This window comes from Agrobacterium tumefaciens (assembly GCF_005221385.1).
In the GTDB taxonomy this organism is placed as follows: domain Bacteria; phylum Pseudomonadota; class Alphaproteobacteria; order Rhizobiales; family Rhizobiaceae; genus Agrobacterium; species Agrobacterium tomkonis.
In genome coordinates, this window is the sequence record NZ_CP039903.1 from 2,190,222 (window position 1) to 2,213,220 (window position 22,999).

26 protein-coding genes are annotated in these 22,999 nt (G+C 56.7%); 13 read left to right on the top strand and 13 right to left on the bottom strand.

The genetic code is table 11. The features are described from left to right. Positions 1-55 precede the first annotated feature (55 nt). Positions 56-772 (top strand): helix-turn-helix domain-containing protein, encoded by a 717-nt coding sequence (locus CFBP6623_RS11040; RefSeq protein WP_232370393.1) that lies wholly within the window; start codon positions 56-58, stop codon positions 770-772. On the opposite strand, the gene CFBP6623_RS11045 is transcribed toward CFBP6623_RS11040, so the two are convergent. Continuing rightward, positions 769-1,077 (bottom strand): hypothetical protein, encoded by a 309-nt coding sequence (locus CFBP6623_RS11045; protein ID WP_080841887.1) that lies wholly within the window; start codon positions 1,075-1,077, stop codon positions 769-771. The genes CFBP6623_RS11040 and CFBP6623_RS11045 overlap by 4 nt on opposite strands. 448 nt (positions 1,078-1,525) lie before the next feature. On the opposite strand from CFBP6623_RS11045, the gene CFBP6623_RS11055 reads away from it, so the two are divergent. The 7 genes from CFBP6623_RS11055 (at position 1,526) to CFBP6623_RS11080 (ending at position 3,741) form a co-directional block, all read left to right on the top strand. Next, positions 1,526-1,948: a tellurite resistance TerB family protein gene (locus tag CFBP6623_RS11055; protein WP_080841885.1), complete on the top strand. Its 423-nt coding sequence runs from the start codon at positions 1,526-1,528 to the stop codon at positions 1,946-1,948. A 2-nt stretch (positions 1,949-1,950) separates the two neighbouring features. Next, on the top strand, positions 1,951-2,097 hold the full coding sequence (locus tag CFBP6623_RS26800) for a hypothetical protein (protein WP_155276033.1): 147 nt from the start codon (positions 1,951-1,953) through the stop codon (positions 2,095-2,097). A 58-nt stretch (positions 2,098-2,155) separates the two neighbouring features. After that, positions 2,156-2,347: a hypothetical protein gene (locus CFBP6623_RS11060; RefSeq protein WP_080841884.1), complete on the top strand. Its 192-nt coding sequence runs from the start codon at positions 2,156-2,158 to the stop codon at positions 2,345-2,347. A 55-nt stretch (positions 2,348-2,402) separates the two neighbouring features. Continuing rightward, positions 2,403-2,633 carry a hypothetical protein gene (locus CFBP6623_RS11065; RefSeq protein WP_080841883.1) on the top strand — a complete coding sequence of 77 codons (231 nt, stop codon included), beginning with the start codon at positions 2,403-2,405 and terminating at the stop codon, positions 2,631-2,633. A 58-nt stretch (positions 2,634-2,691) separates the two neighbouring features. Further along, the gene (locus CFBP6623_RS11070) at positions 2,692-2,874 is read left to right on the top strand and encodes a hypothetical protein (RefSeq protein WP_080841882.1); all 183 of its coding nucleotides are present in this window, start codon (positions 2,692-2,694) and stop codon (positions 2,872-2,874) included. A 67-nt stretch (positions 2,875-2,941) separates the two neighbouring features. After that, the gene (locus tag CFBP6623_RS11075) at positions 2,942-3,286 is read left to right on the top strand and encodes a hypothetical protein (protein ID WP_080841881.1); all 345 of its coding nucleotides are present in this window, start codon (positions 2,942-2,944) and stop codon (positions 3,284-3,286) included. After that, a complete protein-coding gene (locus CFBP6623_RS11080) occupies positions 3,283-3,741 on the top strand; it encodes a hypothetical protein (RefSeq protein WP_137002527.1) in 459 nt (152 codons plus the stop codon). The genes CFBP6623_RS11075 and CFBP6623_RS11080 overlap by 4 nt, the downstream gene beginning before the upstream one ends. Before the next feature lie 254 nt (positions 3,742-3,995). On the opposite strand, the gene CFBP6623_RS11090 is transcribed toward CFBP6623_RS11080, so the two are convergent. The 3 genes from CFBP6623_RS11090 to CFBP6623_RS11100 form a co-directional block, all read right to left on the bottom strand. Then, on the bottom strand, positions 3,996-4,625 hold the full coding sequence (locus CFBP6623_RS11090; RefSeq protein WP_080841878.1) for a HEPN domain-containing protein: 630 nt from the start codon (positions 4,623-4,625) through the stop codon (positions 3,996-3,998). Then, a complete protein-coding gene (locus CFBP6623_RS11095) occupies positions 4,615-5,799 on the bottom strand; it encodes a DUF262 domain-containing protein (RefSeq protein WP_080841877.1) in 1,185 nt (394 codons plus the stop codon). The genes CFBP6623_RS11090 and CFBP6623_RS11095 overlap by 11 nt, the downstream gene beginning before the upstream one ends. Positions 5,800-5,889: 90 nt before the next feature. Beyond that, entirely contained in the window at positions 5,890-7,308 is a 1,419-nt protein-coding gene (locus CFBP6623_RS11100) for a tyrosine-type recombinase/integrase (RefSeq protein ID WP_232370392.1), read from the bottom strand. Positions 7,309-7,674: 366 nt separating this feature from the next. Here CFBP6623_RS11100 and CFBP6623_RS11105 point away from each other — a divergent pair, with 366 nt between their 5' ends. Next, positions 7,675-8,004, top strand: coding sequence for a hypothetical protein (locus CFBP6623_RS11105; protein WP_046797847.1), 330 nt, complete (start codon positions 7,675-7,677; stop codon positions 8,002-8,004). Positions 8,005-8,174: 170 nt separating this feature from the next. On the opposite strand, the gene CFBP6623_RS11110 is transcribed toward CFBP6623_RS11105, so the two are convergent. The 4 genes from CFBP6623_RS11110 to CFBP6623_RS11125 form a co-directional block, all read right to left on the bottom strand. Next, on the bottom strand, positions 8,175-10,124 hold the full coding sequence (locus tag CFBP6623_RS11110; protein WP_080841876.1) for a methyl-accepting chemotaxis protein: 1,950 nt from the start codon (positions 10,122-10,124) through the stop codon (positions 8,175-8,177). Between the two features lie 443 nt (positions 10,125-10,567). After that, a complete protein-coding gene (locus CFBP6623_RS11115; protein ID WP_046798400.1) occupies positions 10,568-11,767 on the bottom strand; it encodes an MFS transporter in 1,200 nt (399 codons plus the stop codon). 2 nt (positions 11,768-11,769) lie between these two features. Continuing rightward, entirely contained in the window at positions 11,770-11,970 is a 201-nt protein-coding gene (locus CFBP6623_RS27080) for a hypothetical protein (protein ID WP_062654262.1), read from the bottom strand. Positions 11,971-12,152: 182 nt separating this feature from the next. After that, the gene (locus tag CFBP6623_RS11125; protein WP_046797845.1) at positions 12,153-13,502 is read right to left on the bottom strand and encodes an O-antigen ligase family protein; all 1,350 of its coding nucleotides are present in this window, start codon (positions 13,500-13,502) and stop codon (positions 12,153-12,155) included. 524 nt (positions 13,503-14,026) lie between these two features. Here CFBP6623_RS11125 and CFBP6623_RS11130 point away from each other — a divergent pair. Then, positions 14,027-15,097, top strand: coding sequence for a hypothetical protein (locus CFBP6623_RS11130; RefSeq protein WP_046798399.1), 1,071 nt, complete (start codon positions 14,027-14,029; stop codon positions 15,095-15,097). Positions 15,098-15,139: 42 nt separating this feature from the next. Here CFBP6623_RS11130 and uppG read toward each other — a convergent pair whose 3' ends face one another. Further along, positions 15,140-16,219, bottom strand: a complete 1,080-nt coding sequence (uppG, locus tag CFBP6623_RS11135) for a polysaccharide biosynthesis glycosyltransferase UppG (RefSeq protein WP_046798398.1) — start codon at positions 16,217-16,219, stop codon at positions 15,140-15,142. A 2-nt stretch (positions 16,220-16,221) separates the two neighbouring features. Next, on the bottom strand, positions 16,222-17,292 hold the full coding sequence (gene uppI / locus CFBP6623_RS11140) for a polysaccharide biosynthesis UDP-hexose transferase UppI (RefSeq protein WP_046797844.1): 1,071 nt from the start codon (positions 17,290-17,292) through the stop codon (positions 16,222-16,224). A 212-nt stretch (positions 17,293-17,504) separates the two neighbouring features. Here uppI and uppH point away from each other — a divergent pair, with 212 nt between their 5' ends. Both uppH and uppJ read left to right on the top strand, forming a co-directional pair. Beyond that, entirely contained in the window at positions 17,505-18,416 is a 912-nt protein-coding gene (gene uppH / locus CFBP6623_RS11145) for a polysaccharide biosynthesis endo-1,4-beta-xylanase UppH (protein ID WP_225339246.1), read from the top strand. 8 nt (positions 18,417-18,424) lie between these two features. Continuing rightward, on the top strand, positions 18,425-19,369 hold the full coding sequence (gene uppJ / locus CFBP6623_RS11150) for a polysaccharide biosynthesis UDP-hexose transferase UppJ (protein WP_046797842.1): 945 nt from the start codon (positions 18,425-18,427) through the stop codon (positions 19,367-19,369). Positions 19,370-19,393: 24 nt separating this feature from the next. Here the strand turns inward: uppJ and CFBP6623_RS11155 are convergent, their stop codons facing one another. Together CFBP6623_RS11155 and uppL are read right to left on the bottom strand one after the other, a co-directional pair. Beyond that, entirely contained in the window at positions 19,394-19,639 is a 246-nt protein-coding gene (locus CFBP6623_RS11155; protein WP_046797841.1) for a hypothetical protein, read from the bottom strand. Positions 19,640-19,880: 241 nt separating this feature from the next. After that, the gene (uppL, locus tag CFBP6623_RS11160; RefSeq protein WP_046797840.1) at positions 19,881-20,675 is read right to left on the bottom strand and encodes a polysaccharide biosynthesis UDP-hexose transferase UppL; all 795 of its coding nucleotides are present in this window, start codon (positions 20,673-20,675) and stop codon (positions 19,881-19,883) included. Positions 20,676-20,921: 246 nt separating this feature from the next. Here uppL and CFBP6623_RS26805 point away from each other — a divergent pair, with 246 nt between their 5' ends. Beyond that, complete coding sequence (locus CFBP6623_RS26805) at positions 20,922-21,131, top strand: hypothetical protein (protein WP_003509414.1); 210 nt, start codon at positions 20,922-20,924, stop codon at positions 21,129-21,131. Between the two features lie 19 nt (positions 21,132-21,150). On the opposite strand, the gene uppM is transcribed toward CFBP6623_RS26805, so the two are convergent. Continuing rightward, on the bottom strand, positions 21,151-22,776 hold the full coding sequence (gene uppM / locus CFBP6623_RS11170) for a polysaccharide biosynthesis protein UppM (RefSeq protein ID WP_167379135.1): 1,626 nt from the start codon (positions 22,774-22,776) through the stop codon (positions 21,151-21,153). Positions 22,777-22,999: the final 223 nt, after the last annotated feature.

Genomic DNA, 22,999 nt, shown 5'->3' on the forward strand with positions numbered 1-22,999 from the left:
AAATCCAATTACAAGGCAACAGAAATCCAAAACGGAAAATAACTCCGGCTCTATGATGGCAAACATGAATTGGTGGCAAAGATTACAAGTGGCGATGGACGCCAAGGGCTGGAAGAAGAAGGAGCTTTCGAAGCGCTCCGGCATTCCCTATGACAGCGTAAACAAATATCTGCGCGGAGATATCAGCCAGCCTCGCGGCGATACGCTGAAAATCTTGGCTAATACGTTGGGCGTTTCGCTTCTCTGGTTGAGAGATGGGATCGAGGTAGCAGACCATCAGAACGTCAAGCCCATTCAGGGCCAGCTTGTTACAGCCGCTGTCATCGGCAGGGTCGAAGCTGGAACATTCCGAGAAGTTGACGCCTTCGACCAAAGAGAGCGAGAACTAGTCTCCGTGCCGCCCGATGAACGGTTCCCCCATGCGCGGCAGATGATATTCGACGTATCCGGGGATTCGATGAACGACCTGAAACCCCGCCCAATCCTCGAAGGCGACAGAATTGTCGCCGTATCGTTCGAAGATATCGCCAATGAAGTGGTGCTGCGGGATGGCATGGTGGTCGTAGTGGAGCGGTCAAAGGACGGCGGCATGACGCGCGAATGGTCCGTCAAGCAGGTGGAAATCTATCAAGACAGGACCGAATTCCACCCACGCTCTACGAACGCAAGACACAAGCCGATTATCATAAATCGGGACTATTCGGCGGACGACGGCACACAGGTTGAGATTATCGCGCTTGCGCGCCGCGTCATAAACGACTTGTCGTTTTAAGAAAGCCAACGGCGTTTGTTTGCCGAAAACTCGCGGCATGCGTCGCTAATCTCATTGATAATCCAAGGCTGGGGCGGTTCACACATCCGCATGTTTCCCGCGTCATCTAGAAAGCTCATAACAGGGATGACGTGAAAACTATCATCGTCATCCGACCCAACAGGCGCGATCCCCGCCACCTTGAAAGAGTAACCCCGGAAACGCCGTCTGAGGAAGTCAGCGAAATGCGCCTCTGAGGCCGCTATCTGGTGGCGCTTTGGGTACGGTGGAACAATAACAAATTCCAGAACTTCGGTTTCCCGCATGGCTTTACTCCTTTACTCCGATCAATTGCGCAATCGGGTTGCCGCAAGGACCGCACGCGAACGGGATTTGCGCTAGGAAGCCGCTTTCAAGCAACTCGTCCACGTCGCGCGGGCTATCATCCCCAGGAGGGATTTCAATCGCCCTAGACGTCTCCCGAAGGCAGTTTTCACACCGCAGAAACAGTGTGAACATCTTATATTTCATCAACGCATAGCCCATTTTGTTCTCCTTCCGTTCTAATATTTGCAAAAACGCATGGAGAGTCGAGTCGTTTTCGTAAATTGGATTTTATTTCCAATTATGGATTGACAAACTAATAATTGGATTTATTTTCCAAGTCAACCAAGCCGCTCAACCTCGTTGCGGCTCGGGCAGACTGCCGGGCGGCGCACCCTCGAAATGTGAACAAGCCGCCCGGCTCCCTCAACGAAAGAAGGATGGAGACTTATGCTTGCAATGTTCAAAAGCCTCGTCGGTGACAAGGCAAAGAAGTTTTCCGGCAAGACTGATTTTCTGGAAGCGGTTTGCGCCGCCTCCGCCCTCGTCGCCACGGCTGACGGCGAGCTTGACGATAGTGAGCTTCTGGCCGCTGTCGCCGCAGTGAAGTCCAACGCCGCCCTTTCCGGCGCGTTCGATGCCCGCGCCATCGAAACCACGATGGACAAAATGTGCAGCCGCGCCGTGGGCCGCGTGGGCAAGGCGGGTCTCTTCAAGGAAATCGAAGACATCAAGGCCGACCACGACATGAGCGAAACTGTGCTTCTGGTCGCGCTGGACGTGGCAGACAGCGGCGGTATTTCCGACGACGAAAAAGCAGTGCTCGCGAAGATCGCGTCCACTGTCGGGCTTGATCTGGCCAAGTACCTCTAACCATGGCGACCGCGAAGAATATCGCCTTGGCGACGGCGGCGGGCCTTCTCGTCACGATGCAGGCCCTCTTCTTTTCCTTCGCCATGGACCTCGTTTCCAGCGTCCTGCTGGTCGCAATCGGCTTCGTCGCAGGCCGCTTGTCCCGCTGAAAAGCCCTCCTGAGCATGAGGAAAAAGGCTCGCCCCAACCCAATCAGGAGATACCGGAATGCGCATCAATACCGCAAACGACACCGAACTGACGCAGGCGATGGCGGATGCCATCCAGCGCGTGGGCGAAGGCTGCACAAAAGCCGACCTTCGGGAATGGTTCACCGCCGATGAAATCCACCGCTGCGGCGATGCCGCTACTGCCCGGCTCCATGACATGCGCGTTCAGGACGCGCGTGCTGCGGCCTGATGCGGTTTGGCGATGGCCTTCGGGCCATCATCCAACAGCATCAACGGAGAAAAACATGAACAAGGAACGCCGCAAGGAAATCGCACGCGCCGCCGCGATGATCGATGAGGCCAAAGGCATACTGGAAACCTGCCGCGACGAAGAGCAGGAATATTACGACAACATGCCGGAATCTTTTCAGGACGGCGAAAAAGGCAGCACGGCCCAAGAGGCAATTGACGCGCTTGAAGAAGCCGTTTCCAGCCTCGAAGACCTCACCGCCAACATCAGCGATTTCGCGGCCTAGTCATCCGCTCCGGTTTCCGCCTCACGCGAGGCGGTTTCCCGAACGGATGGAGACAGCCTTGATCCAGATTTATCCCATGATTCCGACAGAGCGCCCACAGCAGGCAGCGCCGGCCTATGGCCGCTTTTTTCTGGCCTGCGCGTGCGGCGTCCTCATCCTCGCAATCATCGGCGGCGCGGCGCTTTGCGCCGCCAGCCTCGCAGAGATCAAGCGCCACCACGTAGCCGCCGGGAGCACGTGACTGAAAGGAGCCGTCATGCTTAAGCAGCCCCCTCAAGCGCCTCGCGCCGTAAAAAGCGAGGCGTGACATGGTCCACGTTGAAGTTTCCCCCAAGCTCAAGGAAGACGCCGCGCATTTGGCGATTGCCGCGACCCATGTTGGACAGGCGCACATTGCCGGAACCGGGCCTGCTGGCCGCACCTGCGAACAGTGCGCTTTCTGGCACCTTTGGAAAAAGGTCAAGGTCGGCGACGAGGTGCGCGAGGTTCCCGCCGATGCCGGCCGTTTCAGCGCCCGCCACAAAGACCGCCCCGGCCAGCGCAAGGACGCGCTTTGCAACAAACCAATTTTGAACAAGGCCCGCCGGAAGATCCCCGCGAGTGCGGTGGCGTGCAGGTTCTTCGATCCGCAACAACCGGAGTCAAACTCATGACTAAATTGAAATATCTGCCATCCGCGTGGCGGGATGAGTACATTCCCGACCCACAGGAGAACCCGGACAACTTCATTTGTCAGACGGGCGAAATGTGGTTCCTGCGTCCGCCAGAAGACGCCCACGATGATGAGACCTATTCGCAGCGATTGCAGCGCGGAGACATCGTTCCATTTAATGAAAACCGCGTGTTTGGCGATTTCGTCCTGACCGTAGATGCTGATGGCACTTGGTCAACCGATTTCCATGTTCCGCAGGAGGCCAACTGCTTCCGCTTCGAACGCGACAACGACACGTTGGCATATTCGATTGAAGACCTGATTTCGTCGTGTGAGATGAAGGAAGGACGGTACGATATCGATGCCTATTGGTGGTCGGACTTTGACGTCCCATTTCGTTTCGTTGTCCAGGGCGAAACGGCCAGATTCATTCGGATCGAGGAGGGTACGCGATGAACGAAGTAGCCATGCCTGTAAAAAACAGCCAGCGCCCGCGGCTCCGCCGGAAGGACGTCCCGGCCTATCTTGCTTCCGTCCACGGCATAGATATTGCCGTATCTACTCTGGCTAAACTCGCCACAGTAGGGGGCGGCCCAACGATGCAATACACTGGAAGAATTCCACTTTACCACATTTGTGATCTTGACGCATGGGCATCGAAGCGCCTCTCACGGTCCGTTTCATCGACCTCTGAGCAACGCTAGCGGGCCTTAAAACGAGTGATATTCACGCTCTGACAACAGGACAACCCGCTCGTCAAACGCAGCAAGTTGTTCTGTTATTGTTTTGAGATCACTCTCAATATCGCCGCGCGTGTGGATCGTGGTTATCCCCCAGTTATGTGCAACCGAACCCCGTTTGCTTCCATAGCTGTCTAGCGCAGCCCTAAGCGTCAGATTTTCGGCGGCCTTGGTATCAATTCCAAGCGGATGAAAAATCTTATCTTGGTTCGTTGCCTTTATACCGTGATTGTCTTCGACAACTTTCTCATGGGCGGAAATTGCGGCGTTGCCGACCCCCTCTATTGACTGAAAAAAATTCACTGAATTGTCGAAGCAATCCACACACTCGTGCAACTTACTTTTGTGTGCGGATATTAGCGATAACATCGGCAACGTGAGAACACGCTCGTCCGTCAACCGGTCTATCGACTTCTGGGCAACCTCAAGTGAAAGCTTTTCAAGATACTGCTCCAACACCGCGTGTGACAACAGGATTAACGAGCGGATTTTTAGATAATGTAAATCTGTCTTCGGCTCCCCTTTTGGAACCTTGTTGCAGATGATTTGCGCGTCAACGATACCGGAGCGAAGTTCGGAGAATGCATCGCTATTCGGCATCGCTAGCTATCTTTGGAAGAGTCAACTTTACACCCGACAGCTTACTAGCAACTTCATACCACTTTTCGAACCTATACCGTGTCGCTCCCGTACTTTTTGTCGTTGTCTCGACAGACGTTACAAATCGATGGTCGGTTTGACAAAGTTCAATAAAGCCATTCCGAACGGCTGGGGCATGCTTGAGCGCCCACGCACGAAACTCGTCATGAGCAAATGACCCAATTATTACGTCGAAAATTGCACGGTTGAAGCGGGTATCGAACTCGTTTTTGTCAGCAAGCCATTTTCTACACACAGCTTTAGGCCCGAAGACCTTTCTAGCCGCGCCGATCGATGATTCGAACGTGGACAACTGCTTCTCCAGCGCAGATACGTCAAAATCATCATTTTTTTGTCGGCAGTATTTATCTAAATAGTCTTTCAAATTCCCTCGATACTCAATCTTGGAGTCTTTGTACGCCAAGTATCGAACAGTAAGCTCTACATCAGACATTCTCTTGTCTGGAGCTTTGAGGCGCAACAGCGCGTGAAGTTCTGAAAGTTGTTCAGTCCATCGGATAACGAAACGCAAGAAGGGACCACGGTGCAGCGCTGTACGCAACTCCATTGGCGAAAGCTTCACCGACCCCGAGTTCAAGCGATAGAATATTTCGTACAATACTGCTTCTTTTTCCCAGCCTTTGAGGACGGCAGTACGTATTGTTGCGTTCTCGATCGCCCTTTTGAACTTGCTAATACGCTGGATGTCGTCCCAAGTTTTACCATTCAATTCGTCAAGGTTTTCCAAACCCGAAAGTTTGAACGTCGTGCCGTCATCAAATTGCTGATCGAAAAATTGCTTGATCGCTATAAGGCGCTGTTTACCGTCAAGAACGATATAAGATGCCTTTGAGCGCGAGTCTGAAGACAGCAGGATTTGTGGAATAGGTATCCCAAGGATAAGGGACTCGATAAAGCGGGATTTCGCCACTTTATTCCACACCGCGCGACGCTGGAACTCGGGGTCTAAATCGAGTTCCGTGGCGATTTGATCGCGAATAGTCGATACTGTCCAATCAGACGGAATTATGAAGAGATTTTTGAAATCCTCTGGCCGAACTTTATAGTCGTCGCTTCCCTCGGCCTGCTCATCATACTCGAACGGCTGATCTCTGTAATCTTCATCTTCAATCATCTTGGATCCTCTTTGGGCCTAGCCCTACATCGGACAAGCTACCAATTTCTAAAGTCTGCGCCATAAAAAATACCAACAATTGCCGAGAACCTAAACTTCCTCAGACAATAAACGCGTGATCTCGTCGGAGACCTTACTGGCAGCTGCAATAAGCACTGCGTCGAGGTGATGAACGTATCGCTGCGTCACGTTGCCGGCCGCGTGGCCCAACAACGCGGATATTGTAATTTCGGTAAACCCGAGATCACCCGCAACGCTGGCGAAAGAATGCCGTAACGTATGCGACGTTACACCCGCTAATCCCGCCCGGCTCGTCAGGCGGTCAACCGCATCGTCCAGCGCGGTGTAGTGGCCTTTCTCGCTTCTTGGCCCCGGCAGAACGTAGGGGTTATCCCCATCTCTTGGAACGTCTCGCAGAACCTTGAACACTGCGTTACCCACCGGACGAACGGAAGCGTCCTCTTTGGAATCGTCAAGCCGCAGGCAGCTTCCGCTCTCGTCAACTTCCGACCACATCAGCCCGGCGATTTCGCTGAGCCGAAAGCCTGTCAGAAGAAACAGCTTCGTGCCGACAACGCCTTGCCAGAGTTCGTCGTCCGCATTTTCCAGAACTTTTCCAAGGGCTCTATATTCCTTTGCGCTCAATCGGCGTGTCCTTTTCCCGACCGCCGGTTTCTTGATACCGCGCGCGGGGTTGTTCGGAATGATACCCTCGGACACGGCATAGGTGAGAATGGCACTCAAGAGCGTCACAGATTGCGACGCCGTCCCTGCCCCGCCTGTCACCACCGCGCGGCCACGCAGCCTCCCTGTTTTCTCGTCAGCCGCTGTTTTGCCGATCGTCACGTCGCGCATCATCTTGATGGCATCGGCGGTCTTCAGTTCCTGTACACGCCTGTTGCCAATGAGTGGGATGATATGGCGGTTTGCCCTACCCTTATCGACATATAAGGTGGACACCTTTTTCGGTTTCCCGCGCTTTCCGAATACCAGCCCTTTGTCTGCCGCCTCAAAATACAGATCGCACAGTTCCTTGACGGTTAGTGCCTTCCGCCGCGTTGAACGGTCAAGCTGCGGATCTTCGCCCCTCGCAACGTCACCAAGAACTGCCTTTGCTTCTTTCCGTGCCTCTTCCACGGTCAACGGGCCATGGACTCCAATCTTGAAACGGCGCGTCTGTTTGCCCGCCCTGTATTGCGCGACATAGGTCTTGCGACCGCTAGGCCATACGCGAACCCCAAAGCCGGGCAATTCGTCATCCCACTCGAAATAATCTTTGTCGCCAGCCGCGAGGCCGTCTATCATCCGCTTTGTCAGCTTTGCCACGCTGGCTTTCTCCGTCCTGTACAGGAAGCACATAGGAAGCGGCAGGAAGCAAATCAGGGTAAACTTGATCCAGACCGTTGTAATTGCGGAAAAGGCTTTCCGCTTGATCTGGATAGCAAAATCAATTTGGAGTAAACAAGAGGAAGCGGCAGAAAATCTTTCACCCCTGCCTTCCGATTCCAAAGGTCACAGGTTCGAATCCTGTCGGGTGCGCCATTTACCGAAGCTAGAAATCTCGCCGCATTGTAAGTTACTTCACACTCGCAAGGAAATGTGAGCAAGGCTTCGGCTTGCCTCATGTTGGCAACATTATGCCACGCCTTCCACCTCTTCAATCTATTCGATCGAGAGGCGAGATCAAAACAGCAGGGCGCGCAGTAGCGGTAATATTTTCCAGATTTTCATTGCAAATTTCGTGAAAAACACAAAGCCGCAGCTCAGTCGTCCATATAAAAAATTATATTCCGCAAATTGGATTAAAATATAAAATTATGGATGTATACGTACATTGATAATCAGATAGCAAATACAAATATGGACGCTTAATAAATGAAAACAAAGACGATTTTTACTCTTTCGATATCTGTATTCATTCTGGCGGGATGCCAGACAGAAGCGAATTTTAATCGCGAGCAAGAAATGGTCAGCGGCAGCCCGGCCATCAAACGTGACGTGATAAAAAAATGTGAAGAAGCCACAAGGAAGGTCTCTCCAAGTGACAGCGCCGAAATGGCGAAGCTTATGAATGTCAGCCCGAGCAGCAACATTGCTTTCACCTATTGCAAGCGGACATATGATGCAGTCGCAAGCAAGCGGATTACGTATAGCGACTATGTCAATCACAGGCCGGTGTACATCCGTGTCCTGCAGGGCAAGTGATTTCGGCCTTGCGCTTCTGCGGTTCCACGCAGAGCTGCCGTGAGGGTAGAATAGACCGATCATCCGTTGTTAAAATTATGCCGCGCAAACGATTTTCGATTGCGCGGCATGTTTCCTGAACATCGGCGGGGATAACCCCGCCGACGCTACTGCAAACAACCAACCCTCGCTTAAAACTCCTGCCAGTCATCCTTTGACGTATCCACGGCCGCGTTGCCCGAGAAGGCGGATGCGATCTTGCGGCCCAGCGCGCGGACGGGGGATGCTACCGGCCTGTCGTTGCCGCCGGCATTGCGAACCGGAGCGCGCTGGCTCTTTTGCTGATAGGCGGCGTCGGCAAGCCTGAACTGCGAGAGCAGCTGATTGAGCGACGCGACCTCCTTGGCGAGGTTATGGCTTGCGGCGTTGGTTTCCTCCACCATCGCCGCATTTTTCTGCGTGTCCTGATCCATCTGGTTGACGGCCGTGTTGATCTGCTGGAGACCGGAAGACTGCTCCTGCGCGGATTCCACGATGGAGACCACGTGCCGGTTGATTTCCTGCACTTCTAAGACGATGGTCGTCAGCGCCTTGCCGGTGTCGCCCACCAGCTGAACGCCCTGCTGCACCTGATCGTTAGACGTGTTGATCAGCGCCTTGATTTCCTTGGCCGCACTGGCGGAGCGCTGCGCAAGCTCGCGCACTTCCTGCGCGACGACAGCAAATCCCTTGCCCGCCTCGCCCGCACGCGCGGCTTCCACACCGGCATTCAGCGCCAGAAGATTGGTCTGGAAGGCGATCTCGTCGATCACACCGATGATGTTGCTGATCTCATTGGCGGATTTTGCGATCTGTTCCATGGCGACCACGGCGCGGCGCACCACTTCGCCGGATTGTTCGGCACCCGCCTTGGCCCGGCTGACGATCTGGCCGGCTTCTTGCGCGCGCTTGGTGGAATCGCGCACCGTGGTGGTGATCTCTTCCAGGGCGGCGGCGGTTTCCTCCACGGCTGCGGCCTGCTGTTCCGTGCGCTTGGCAAGATCGTCAGCGGCCGATTTGATCTCGTTTGCGCCGGCACCGATGCCGCCGGCATTCTGCGCAACCCTGGTCAGGGCCGCCTGCAGCTTTTCGGCAGACATGTTGAAATCGTTGCGAACGCTATCCAGCGTCGCGGTGAACGGCTGGCCGATGCGGTAGGAAACATCACCTTCGGACAGTTTCGAAAGGCCGGCAGCCAGATTTTCGACGGCGAATTTGACGTCGGCCGCTTCGTTTGCCTTCTGCTGCTCACGCTCGATGCGGTCCTTTTCCGACAGGCTGCGATTGGCTTCCGTCTCCTGCTCGAGGCGAAGGCGTTCAAGCGCATTTTCGCGGAACACCTGAACGGCTTTGGCCATCTGGCCGACTTCATCTCCGCGGCCCATGCCGTCGATTTCCGTTGCCGTCTCGCCGCCGGCAAGCGACACCATGCGCTCGCGCAGACGGGCGATCGGGGTTGTGATGCCACGCGACGCCACAAAAATCGCCAGAATGACGCCGATGGAGAAAACAAATCCAATCACGGCAAGCGATGTCAGGATCGTCGAATTGGTCTCATCCGTCAGCTCGCCACTTCCCTTGGCAACGCCGTTGACCAGCTTTTCCAGCAGCGCCGCCATATTGTCAGCCGTCGGGCGAATGGCGGCATCGGCCTTCAGCATCTGGACTGCCGCGTCTTCGTTCTGATTGGCCAGACCCAGCTCAACCGCCTTGTCCGTGATTGCGGTAATCTCCTGCGACTTTGCAAGAAACCCGTCAATGGCAGTCGTCTCTTCCGGAAATGCCGCCTTCACATTGTTAAGGCGCATCACCAGCAGCCTCTTGCTCTCGGTGTAGAAATCCCGCGCGACCTTGATATCCGGTCCGGCCGCGTCATAGGCCATTACCTGATAGGCGCCATAAGCAACTGCGACGAGGTTTCGGTTGGCGCGCGCAAGCTCCACCAGAGCGGCGTTGTCGTTGGCAATGAAGAATGAATAGGTCGTATCCGCTTCCTTGTAGCGGTTGGACATGAATGCGGTGGCGCCAAGGCCAACGATACAGAGCGGCAGAATAAGCGACAGGATTTTGGTGCGGATGCTGGCATTTTGAAGAAAGGACACGGGGAAACCTCACGTCAACAAAAGCCGCTCCTTCCCCGTGCCGGAGGTGTTCGGCAAGACTGGCATTGCACGTCGAACACCTTGATCATCAAGGTTTCACGAGACGCATCATCGGCTCGGGCCGTAATTTGCATCATGCGTGCGTCCGCGAAGGGTAATGCCTTTTCCTCAGAAATCGGCAGGTTACCATTCGTGCGACGCGGGCGGCCCGCCAGCGAGCGGGGACGCCGGACCACATTTCGAGAAAAATGGAAGGGCTGCTTTTTGGATGCCGACTGCCATTTCTTGTCTGATAAAATGATTATAGTTAAAAACTTTACAATTCCTTCCTATCCGGACGCCCGGCAAATATAAGACGGCAAAGCGACGGCAGGGCCATCAGCGCCAGCCCTGCCAAATCAAGACGCGTGCGGCGGCGGGTAGCCGCCGCCCCTGCCAGGCCCTTATCCGCTTCGGGCAAAAGACCGTGCCTTTCGCATCACCACCCAGTGCTGAATAATGGCGGCCAATGCCGCAAGACCGGCCATAACGGCAAAGACCAGGGCGATATCGCGATAGGCCGTTGCAAAACCGAACCGGGCAATCCACGGCTGGCTCGCCAGCGGCGAGATGAAATGCCCAAGGAACATCGATGCCGTGACGATGCCGGCGATACGCCCGCGTAGCCGCAGCGGTGCTAGCATGATCGTCGTGGACATGATGGCCGGCATCACAAGGCCGAGACCAAGCCCCGCCACACCAACCGCAGACAGCATGGGGACCAGCCCGTCTGCCATGGCAAGCAGCGCAAATCCCGTCGCCATCAGCACCAGCCCAACGGCAAGAATGGCGGCCACCCCCATATGCCTGCGCAATCTTGCAAAATTGAGCGCCGTCAGCGCGCCCGCCAGATTGAAGATGCCAATCGCATATCCCGCAACGCTGCCGGAAAACACGCCGAGTTCACGCATGAAAAACGGCAATTGCGAGGGGATGGTGTAAAACAGCGCGTTGACGAGAAACACTGCCACCGCCAGCACAGCCACCAGCGGCCAATTGACCGCAAAAGCCGGCCCGGCGTCCCGGGCGCGGCTATCGCCCCGTGCCGGTTCCCTCAGGAAAAGCAGGGCCGCCGGCAGAATGGCGAGGGCGACGGCATAGACCGCAAAGGGTGCGCGCCAGTGAATATCGGCCAGCAATCCACCCGCCACGACGAACAAGACGCCGCCGAGCTGGGTGAAAGCCTGCTGCAGCCCGAGATAGCGCTCCCGTGCCGGCCCCTCGAAATAATCGCCCACCAGAGCCGTGCCGATCGTCATGATGCCGCCGATCGCCAGACCCAGAAACGCCCGTCCAACGAGCAGGCCCGCAAGGCTGTCAGCAAAAAGACCGGATATGCCGGAAAGGCTGTAAAGCAGGATTGCGCCCAGCAGCAGCCGTTTGCGGCCGAAGCGATCCGCCAGCATCCCGGCGACGGGCGCGCAGAGTGCGACGAAAACCGATGGCAAGGTCAACACCATACGGCTCAACAGCCCGACATTGGCTGTCGACAGGAAGTTCTGCTCGATAGCGGGCAGCGAGGGCGCAACCGTCGTCCCGGCCATGATGGTGAGTGTGGCGACAAACAGCAGGGTGATTTTCAGCGCCGTGGAATTTTCAGCCATCGTCACGCCTCCCTGCAAGGGGTAGAGGAACGCGCCTGCTTCAGCACATGCGCCCACCAGCCAGGTGTGTTCATCATCGTCACCAGCGCGCTTACCACCGGCGGCCGGGGCCGCACCAGCAGCCATTTGCCGATGACGTCGCAGAACCGCGGATTGCGCCCGCTGCCAAATATGATCCGTAGGGAGAGTATAATATCGCTCATGGAACGTCCTTCAACAGTGTTCCATGCTCTGATAGTTCCTCAACTATAGTTGAGGTCAATAGCCGCGATAAAAAACATATGCCCATCAATGGCGGATGGTGTCTCCAGTCCCGCCATCACCCCGGCGTAGCCACGCGCACAAGCCGGTTTCCTCCTGCCCGATATCGTCGGCAGCCAACTGCCTATGGGTGGCGCGAAAGAGGCTTCGGCACCATCATCCCTTCACCGTCGGCGCGGGCCGGCTCCCGCCGCTTCTCATCCTGAACCAGGCTGGCAGTTGCCTGCAGATGCAGGCCCATCACGGCAACGATAAGGAAAAACCAGACGAAACCCGCACTCAGCATGAGGATCGTTTCCAGAAAGCTGTAAAGCAGCACATAAAGCCACACGCCGACATAGAGCCTTGTCAGTGGGCTTTTGCGCGTGGCCTCATCCATTTTGCCAAGATAATGAAGCGGCAGCAGAAAAATCCATACCAGCACCAGCACCAGACCCGGCACGCCACCCGCAAGCACGAGGTCGAAATAGGCATTATGCGCAGCCGGCGCGGTCGCCGCCCAGCTATTGTTTTCAATGGAACTCGATAGCAGCGCGTCGCTGCGCCAGAAGGCCTGATATCCATATCCTAAAACCGGTCGCTGATGGATATAATCAATGGCGATGGTCCAGATATCGGTTCGGCCTGTGAAACTGGCGTCGATACCCATTTTGGTCAGCATCTGCGAAAAGACGGGATCGACGGTGGTGCCGATCACCACCGTCGCGAAGACCACCATCAGCAGGGTCACCATTAGATATCGCCATTGGGGCCAGCGCACGATGAACCAGCCTGTGCCAATGATGATCGGCATCAGCCCAAGTGCCGTCTTGCCGCCTGACTTGACCAGAAAGATGAGCGACAGCAACAGAACCACCAGCCCCCCGAAGAAGGACCAGCGCCTGCAAAGATAGATCCCGACGATGATCAGCACCGACATGATCGAGGCAGCCTCGTTCTTGTGATTGAAGACGCCCCGCCAGTTGCCCGCAAGAAACGGCTCCAGCGCATCGCTGACCTGATGAATCGACCGTCCGGGCAGAGCGGCGATACCGAAATAGCAAAGGAACAGGATAATCCACACGCAGAAGGCAAGCATTGTGGTGAAATGCCGCTCGGAGCGCGGCAATTGCAGGAAACCATCGGCAAGCGCACAGATGATGGCGCACATGACCAGTCGCCGCAGCGAGAACATCGGCGCTTCGCCCACCAGCGAAGTGAACGCATACCAGCCGAAAATCGCCGCTATCAGCAGGCGCGGTGCAAAGAGGATCGAGAACGACTTTTCCTTCGCCATGAACGCCACGAAACTGAAAAGCAGAATGATCGCGGTGAACTGGTTGAGAAGACTGGAGCCGGCTGCCATGGCGGAGCCGGAATAAGTGGAGGAAAGTGAAACATAGGGCGAAAAGCCGATCGTGAAGTAAAGGAAGGTCACATAAAACAATGCGTCCCGCCAATATCCACGCCCCTGTCCGTCGTCCGCTGCATCCATAAGGGGTTTTTCTCTTCCTTTTTCCACGTCGGCACACATCGTATCCGATGCTTCATCCCCGTCACAGGAATATCCTGCAAATATCCTATTTTTTAGTTATTCGTAATGCACGGAAGAATAGTAATTTCGTCATTTTCTTTTGTTAGGAAGGGATAGGCGCACAGGCAGAGAAACAGAGCCGAATTCGGCAGGTCAATTTGGAAAGTGACGGAATTTCCGCCGGAAAAAATTCTGCCCGTTGAAATCAAATATTTGATTTAATTAATATTAGAACGAAATAAACCATCGAATAAATTACTTCTACCTACGCGATGGAATATCCATTTGGGCGTATTGAGGGCATAGCCCAAGGCTCTCTTTAGCCTCTATTAACAACTTAAGATATATCCTTGAGTTGATCTCATAATTGCGCATAAGGCTGGAGACCTAAGGTGGACGTTCCGAGACACACCAACATGGACGATGGCGATAGCGGTCAATCGACACGGTGCCCGGACAAGTCCGGAACGGTCGGTATTCGCCCCATGCGCAGGGACGATGTCGAGGCGGTCGAGGCGGTGCTCAACAGCGCTTTCAAGAAGACCGGGCGTGAAGTAAACTTCGATTTGCGCTCCTATGTCGAGACATTGTTCTTCAGCAGCCCCATCTTTGATCCGGAGTATGGCAGCGTCGTCTATGACGCGGGGGAAAACAGGGTCACAAGCGTCATTCTCGCGGTCCCCATGCGGTTTATCGCGAATGGAAAAGCCATTACCGCCAGATTATTATGCGCTTTCGCATCGGATGGGAAACTCGGCGCGCTGGGGGCTGCCCGCCTGTCTCGCAGCATGCGGGCAGCGAAACATGACATGCTGTTTTCGGACACGGCCTCCCCCGTCAGCGCCGATCACTGGGTCGCGATCGGCGGCACCATGATGCCGATCGAAAGCCTGCAATGGCACAAGGCCCTCAAGCCCTTCTGCACGATCGCGCTGCGCATGCCGCGACGCTCGAAACTGGCCAAGACCACCCTTGCCCTGTCGGCGCTTGGATTTGTCGACGGTATTCTGCGATCATGGAAAAAAGGCTTGAGGCCGCATCAAGTCGCCGGCGCCAGGGTAAGAACCGTGGATTTCGAGACATTCCGCCGCAAGGCGCTGACGATGATCGAGCGGTTCTCCATTCGTCCGGAATGGTCTCACGACGAGTTCCACTGGCTGATAGAAATGAGCAGGACCAATGAGAGCCTCGGTGAACTGAAAAGCCTGACCATCGAAACCGCCGAAGGCCATGTCATGGGCGCCGCCCTGTTTTTTGGCCAGCCGGGAAGAACCGCCTATGTGCTCAATCTCGTCTGCGATGCCGGTCGTGAAAACGACGTGCTCAACACCCTGTTCCGCCATTTCGACGACGAGAACTACGCCCACGTCACCGGCATGTCGCAGCCCTTTCTCATAAATGCACTGTACCGCCAGAACCATATGAGCTTTCGCCATGACGGATATTTCTGCATGGCAACCCGGGATGAAGCACTGCGGGAGCGGGCGATTGCCGGCGACATCTATATTGGCGGCCTGTGCTCGGAACGCTGGAGCAAGCTGATAACCGACTATTGAGCCGCCCCCACGTGTTTGACGCAGAAGGCAGGCCGCAACGTTTTACGCCTTGGTGAAACGCTGCACATTCGCCGAGATCAGGTGGCGCAGCGCCTTCGCGTAACGTTTGGAGCGCGTCTTGGCCGCCAGCGCGCTGGTCCAGTCCACCATCGATCCATTGATATCGAAGTCGCCCAGCTGCCCTTCGGGAACGTCACCCTTTTCGATACGTTCGACGATCGACCCCAGCGCCGCGTAGAATTCCGGCGAGCGATAGGGCGGATGCAACGAATACATGCCCTTTCCCGTACCGAGAAAATCCAGCCGGTGCACGCCCACGCGCATCATGTTGGTGCTCAGCACCTCTTCGGCGGGCATCGAGACCGGCTGCTGGTTATAGGCGTAGGAGCGGATACGCCGCTTGGCATCCGGCCGCAGCAGTTCCAGCGAGCCGATCCGTTTGGCGAAGCGGTCCATGTCAATCATGAAAAGCCGCGTGGAGACAGTAGCGAAGCGCCATGTGGGGACGCGCGATGGCAGCTTGCGCGGCTCTGGAATATTCCTCACGCCCGGCATGCCGACATGGCGGGAAATATCAAGATCGCCGCGCACGGTCGGCGGCCCGGAAAACGGCGTGATGCACAGGGCATCGGGGTTGGCCCTCTGCAGGGCAACGGCCTCTTCGAACCAGTTCTGGCTGCCGCCGCCAAACATCATGTCGCTGTCCATATGCAGCACATAACGGGCATTGGCGCGTTTCAGCCCGTAGAAATAAACATGAAACGGCCCACCATCGAAGGCCTTGGCCGGATAGGGGATCGGCGAGCGCGAAAAGAAGGTCTTTGCCACCAGATTGCGTGCCGCATCGCTGTAATCAACCACATCCACATACAGATGCGGATAATTGGTCTGCATTTCCTCCAACATGTCGAAAAGGCGTTTGCTGGCCGCATCAAAGCCGTTGCCCTTGTAACGGCCTGCCCCGACCTGCCCGGTATCAACAGTCAGAAGAATGCGGTCCACCTGACCGCCCCAGACCCGCAGCTGATGTGGCAGGGTAAGGGCCGCATGCGGTGCGTCGAAGGGATGCAGATTGATCTGCAGTGCTTTCTGTACGGGAGGAAGCAAAGTTTCAGCACTCATGCTCATGCACCACGGTTCCGGAATTCGTTGATGACGGCCATCATCGGTTTTTCGTTGAAGCTCCAGTCCAACGGCAGCGGCCGATTGGCCGTGCCGTCCCGGCGCGGATAGGCCCAGCGGATCCAGCTATATTGGTCCGAAATGCCCCAGGTCGTGATCGAGGAAAGCCCCCCACCCGCCGAGGCCGCTTCGAGAAAATCGCGGACCTGACCGTTGATCAGCATATCGCGCTCGGCCTCCGGGCCGGGCAGCGTCTGGTCCATCACATCCAGCTCCGTCACCAGAATGGCAAGGCCGTAGCTGCGCATTTCCGTGGCAAAGGCGGCGAGCTCGTCCTTGGCGATAGGCCAGCCGCCGCGCAGATGCCCCTGCAGGCCGATGGCGTTGATCGGCGCGCCCTTCTCAAGCAGTTCAAGAATGAGGTTGCGGAAGGCCGCGCGTTTGGCCGGCGATTTTTCGACGGCGAATTCCACATCATATTCGTTGAGAACAAGCTGCGCCTTCGGATCGACCGCATGGGCAATATCGAAGGCCTTCTTGATGGCGTCCGACCCCGCTCCGTAATACCAGGCATCGCGCCGCGCGCGCACATTGCCCGGCACGTCGGGGATCGGCTCATTGACCACGTCCCAGCTGTGGATCACGTCCTTGTAACGCTCCATCACCTTGACGATGTGGGTCTCCATCAGTTTCTCGACCTTGCCGCCGCCGCCGATACTTGCAAGCCAGGGTGCGTTGGAGGCGTACCAGATCAGCGGATGGCCGTGCATGGAAAGCTTGTGCTGACGCGCGAAGTTGGCGATTGCATCGGCGGCAGCGAAATCGAACACGTCAGCGGAAGGCCGCATGACCTCCCATTTCATTTCGGTAACCGGGGTGATGCGCGAGCAATATTTGACAACAGCCGTGCCAATGCGGCTATCGGCATTAAGATCCGGCAGATAGACGGCGGCGCCGTAAGGGGCGGTTTTGACCGGTGTCTTCTTCTGCACGGCAAGGGCCGGGCCGGCCATGGCATGCAACAGGCCGGCACTTGCCGCACCGCCCAGAAAATTCCGTCGCCCGATCCGCATTTACCCGCCTCCGCAACCCTGGCGCATCAATGTCCAACAGGACGCAACCGCGCTCTAATTCTCAAAACATAACACCACGATCATGCCAAAAGGATATTAAAGATTTGCAAGGTTAACCGACGCTATACCACGTCATAATTGGCGAGGCCCGCTTAATCCGGTAGTAACTTCGCTGTGCGAATTCTTGGCCCACCCTTATGGAGTTGAAAACCTTGGTTTCCGTTTCGATTGTCATTCCCGTTCGCAACGGCGAGCGTTACATCGTGGAAGCGATCGAAAGCGTCCTGCTTCAGGGCGAGACCATTTGCGAGGTGCTGGTGGTCGATGACGGCTCCACCGATACCACCGCGCAAAAGGTGGAAGGTTTCTCCGATCCGCGTGTCAAATTGCTTGCCCGGCCGCAGGGCCGGCAGGGCGTTTCCGCCGTGCGCAATTTCGGCCTGTCGCAGGCACGCGGCGAATGGACGATGTTCCTCGATGCCGACGACCGTCTGAAGCCGAGCGCCATCGCCGCCCTTTGCGCCGGCATCTCCGGCCCTGACGTCGTTGCCGTCTATGGCGATTATGAGCGTATCGACGAAAACGGCGCAAAGATCGGCCGGCGCAATCTCATCCGCCGGCGTGAAAAGCCTGACGGTTTCATCCTCCAGCCGCTGCTGGGCGGAAACTTCATCGTCAATGGCGGCATCATGCTGGTCAGGACACGCATCTTTCAGGATTTCGGCGGTTTCGACGAGACCCTGCGTTACGCGGAAGACTGGTATGGCTGGTGCAGGCTCGCCGCTGCCGGCCGCTTTGTCTATCTGCCCGGCTGCCATGTTCTCGATTACCGGGTGCATCGGACGAGCGTGATGATGAACCGGCTTTTGACCTTCCGGGATTGCGAGCCGGCCATCGAGGCGGTGTTTTCCGACCCCGCCATCGTCGCCGCCATTTCCCCGCAGGAACTGCGGCGGCTTCGCCACAAATCCGAAAACCACATGAATGCCTACACAGTGGCGCAGGCCTTCCGCGCCCGCCGGTACCGTGAGGCCTTTTCGGCGCTTGCCGATACCCTCATTCATCGCCCCCGCCAAAGCCTCAGGGCCGTCGTTTTTTCCGCCGCAGCGCTTGCCGGTATTTAGGAGTTTCCATGCCCGAGATCATGCCGGAAGCGGTGGTGTGCATTCCCAGTTTCCGCCGGCCCGAAGGCTTGCGAAAGACGCTTTTGTCGCTCGCGGCCCAGAAGGTCGATTTCCCCTTCGCCATCGTCGTGGTCGACAATGATGGCGCAGGCCAGCAGGGCCTTGCCGTCGCGCGTGCATTTTTTGGCGAAAGCGGCATGACCGGCCAGACACTGGTGGAGCCGACGCAGGGCAATTGTTACGCCATCAATACCGCCTTCCGCACCGCCCGGCAGAGCTATCCCTCCGCTCAATGGTTCCTGATGATCGATGACGACGAGGCCGCCTCCCCCGTCTGGCTCGCCGAAATGGTGTCGGCGGCCAGGTCCTTCGGCGCCGATATCGTCGGCGGACCGGTCAACCGTGAATTCGACGCACCCGCACCAAAGGCGGTGCTGTCACATCCGCTGTTCGGCTCCATCGAAGCGCCGACCGGTCTCGTCGAGCAGATCCACGGATCGGGCAATTGCCTGATTTCGCGGAAAGTTTTCGAAAGCTTGTCAAAACCGGAATTCGACGTGCGGTTCAATTTCCTCGGCGGTGGTGATATGGATTTCTTCACCCGCTGCCGTAAGGCCGGTTTCAAATTCGCCTGGAACGCTCAAGCCCTCATCATCGAATATGTGCCGGAAAACCGCATGGCGCCGCGCTGGATCATGGAGCGCTCGCTAAGAACCGGCATCATCAATTATAGCATCGACCGCGCTCGCCGCCCTGGCCTCAAGGGTGGACTGCTGCTTGCCGCCAAAAACGTCGTCAGCCTGTGCCTGTCGCTCATCCGCGCCATTGCCGCTTTCCTGAAAACCGGGGCGCTTTTGCCTGCCACCCATCCGCCGCTGATGTCCATCGGCCGCGTGATGGCGAGCTTGGGCATCACGCTCACGCCCTATAAGGCGCCGGTGAAAAAGGCCTGATATTCCTCATTACGGGCACCCGTGTCAGCTCAGCGTTTTTTCCCTGCCCAGCGAAATCGCATTCATGCGTTTCTGGAAACCGAAGGAAGAAAACACGGCTGCAAGAATGAGAACCGGAACGAGAACCGGCCACAAGAAACAAAGAACGATACCGGTCACCCGATAAAAATCCCAATCCCTGTCGCGGCGGGCGCCTTCAATATAGGTCATGGCGAGAGAGGTAACAGTGCCAATCCCATAGACAAAAAGAGAAATGGACGTAATGACCATCGCTGCCCTCAAATATCTCTGATTCGAATAAATTTATAATATTTCCCCAGTGTAACGCCGTTGCGCCCAGTTGCAACGTATTTTAGCGGCGAGGCGCATCGTTTCAATACGTTAGGATGATCTCATATAGATTGGAGCGCGCGGCTTTCAAAAAATCCGCTGCGCAATCAAAACTGAGAATGGCAAAACTGAGAATGGCAAAACCGAGGACGGCAAAACCGCCGTCTTCCTCTCCGCTTCGTCAGCGTCCCGAAGCCCGGTAACTGTGTTTCAGAAGCGAATATATAGCGATGGGATTGGTCAGCAGGTAACGTTTGCCGAGGCGTCTCGGCTCAAGCATCGCCCTGTAGAGCCATTCCAGCCCCATATCCTGCATCCATTGCGGCGCGCGGCTGTTCTTGCCGGCGAGAAAATCGAACAGACCACCGCACGTCTTGACCACGGCAATGCCGGAAAGCCTGTCCAGATTGCGCGAAACGAAGCGTTGCTCCAGCGGAATCCCGAAGCCGACCCAGAGAATATCGGTCTGCGATGCGACGACATCGGCAAGGATCGCCTCTTCTTCGTCCCGGCTGAAATAACCGTTGCGCCGCCCGGAAAAAACCAGGCGCGGATAAAGCCTCTGCATTTCCTCCACCGCGGCGCGGTTGACCTCTTCGGAGCCACCGAGGAAATAAAACCGCGCACCCGTCTCTTCGGCCCGGCGGGCAACCGCATGAACGAGATCCGTCGTGGCCACGCGTTCGCGCAGTGCATTCGGGCAGAACGTGCGGGAAAAGATGACCAGTGACATGCCGTCGGCGTGAATCTGGTCCGCCTGCCGCAGCATGGCGTCAAATTCCCTGTCGTGATGGCAGAGCGCGATGACCTGACCGTTCGCCGAGGTCGAATAGAACGGCCTTGCGCCGACAGCGCGCACGTGCCCCGCCCGCAGGATGAAATCCTCAGCCGTTTCTTCTATCGTCGCGTCAGTGATGGGTAAAGCCGCAAGCGGAATGACGGGCCAGGTCGTGTTCGGCCCTTTCGCATCCGGCATTTCGCTCCCTGTCATAATCTGTCCGGTGTCCAAGATAGGCATCGTTTCATTGTTATAGTCACACATATGCTTAAGGTATAAGGCTTCAAACACTACGAAGAACTATCATTAATATTTTTATAAACCCATCGTTTGAAGCGGACGATTTACACGCCCGGAGGTTGAGACCACGCTTTCCGCCTATTCCGGTTTCCCGGCCGATGGGTTAAGGAACGGCGAAACCACACCACAGAAAAGGTCCCGGCCATGGAAACCATCTCGATCGACAACCGCGGCGATTTCGGCCTCTGGGCAATAGAACGGGCAAAGGAAATCGTCGCCAACGAAGCGTCCGATCTCGCCATTTCGGTCCGCGACGGCGACGAGGCTGGCATTCGGGATGCAGGCAATGCGCTGGGTGCTGCCATCGCCGCTGCCCTGCTCGAAGTGTATGACGGCCTGATTTCGGAAGAATAGGCGCAGCGGGCCAGCCTCATCAGGCGTATCGCGCAGCACTTTCATCGTGGTCGTTGCGGCGCAGATAACCCCAGAGCCCGAGCGCCCCGGCAATGCCGAGACCAAGGAACAGACCACCTGCGCCACCGGCAATCAGGAAGGTCAGCTTGCCTGGCGGCCAGCTTCTGGAATTCGGGGCGACAGGCTGTGAAATTACCCGCACATTGGTGGAATCGATCGACTGCTGTTCGGCAAGCTGGCGCGAGCGGGTAAGATAGGTCTCGTAGATCGCGGCGGCCGAATTGGCGTCGCGCTCCAGATCCCTGAGCCGCACCTGCGCCTCGTTGTCGGTGAAGACGTTGGCCCGTTCCGCTACCGCCTTCAATCTGAGGGCATCGAGCGAGGAGCGGGCCTCGGCGACATTGGTCTTGGCCGCCTGCAGGATGCGCCGCGCTTCATCCGCCATGCCGCGTTCCAGCATGGCGCGCTCCGCCCCTGCGGTTGCCAGACGCGGATGCCGCGCGCCATAGGTCAGCGTCATCGCGCCGATCTGCTGCTGCAGGGTGCTATATTGTGCGCGGATGGTGTTCATGGTCTGGCTGTCGAAGATGGCATCGCTCTGCGTGCGGTTCTGGGCAATCGCCGCTTCCATCTGCTTCAGACGTGATTCTTCCTGAATGACGCGCTGCTGTGCCGCAAGAACCTGCGCGTTCAGTTCGCCGGAGGCGAGATTGCTGACCAGCTGGCCGTTATTTTCCTGCAACCCGTTCTCACGACGGAAATCCGCCACCCGCTTTTCGGCAGCCGTCACGTTCTCGCGCATCTCCTCGAGCCGTTTCTTGAGATCGTCGACAACGCGCTGGCTGCTGTCGGAGGTCGTCTGGAACAACTCGCTTTCAAAGGCTTTGACGATGGCCTTGGAAACCGTCACGGATTTTTCCGCATCGTTGGTCCAGACCGAGAGCGTCACCACGAAGGAGCGCGGATCGCGTTCCGCCGCCACCCGGTCGCCGAGGGAACGGAGCGCCCCGACCCGGTTGTCGCCATCTTCCGGCTTCGACGAAAACATCGCCTTCAGCCGGGCAAGCGGCGGCGGGCTGATGAATTCGGCATCCTGATCGAGCTTCAGCTCATCCACCACCCGTGCCAGCACGTTGCGCGAGGTGATGGTGCGCAGCTTGCTTTCCACTTCGAGGATCTGGGTGTCGCGCTGCTGGCTCGGTGAAAACACGCCGTCATTGACGACGTTGAGATTGGAGGGATTAACGACGATATCCGTATAGGCGGTGTAACGCGGCGGCGTCATGGAAGCATAGGTAAGTGCGGCGGCGACGCAGAGAATGATCGCCAGCACGATCCAGACAATGCCGTTACGCAGCCAGATGAGGATATCGTCCACGCCGATCCTGTCGATATATTTCAGGCCCGGCAGCGCGGCCACCAGACTACCGGTCGGCGAGGATGGTTTCACTGGCTTTTCGGCTGGAGCCGGCTCTGCTGCGGCGACCGGTTTCGGCTCCAGATGTTCTTTCAGCACCGTGCGTTCGAAAACCTCGTCCTCATCCACCAGATCGTCCAGCAGGGAACCGTGGGTTCTCGCGGCGGGCGCCGTTTTTTCATCAAGCGGACGTGCCTGCTTATGTCCCGCCTTTTGAAGCCTGTACATCAGCCAATCCAACTCGAATGAACCACAAAAAGGCCGGCAACAGATGGTTTCCATCGTCGCCACAGCCGCTATAGACGGACAAGTTTAAATATGACGGGTGAATTTTAAGTTACCCGCTTCATCCCCGCAATCATCGCCCATTCGCGTCCATCATGAAAGAGAGGATTGACGTGAATGGATCGATACGGTTCTTTCAGGCGTTATATTTTTGCATTATCCATTT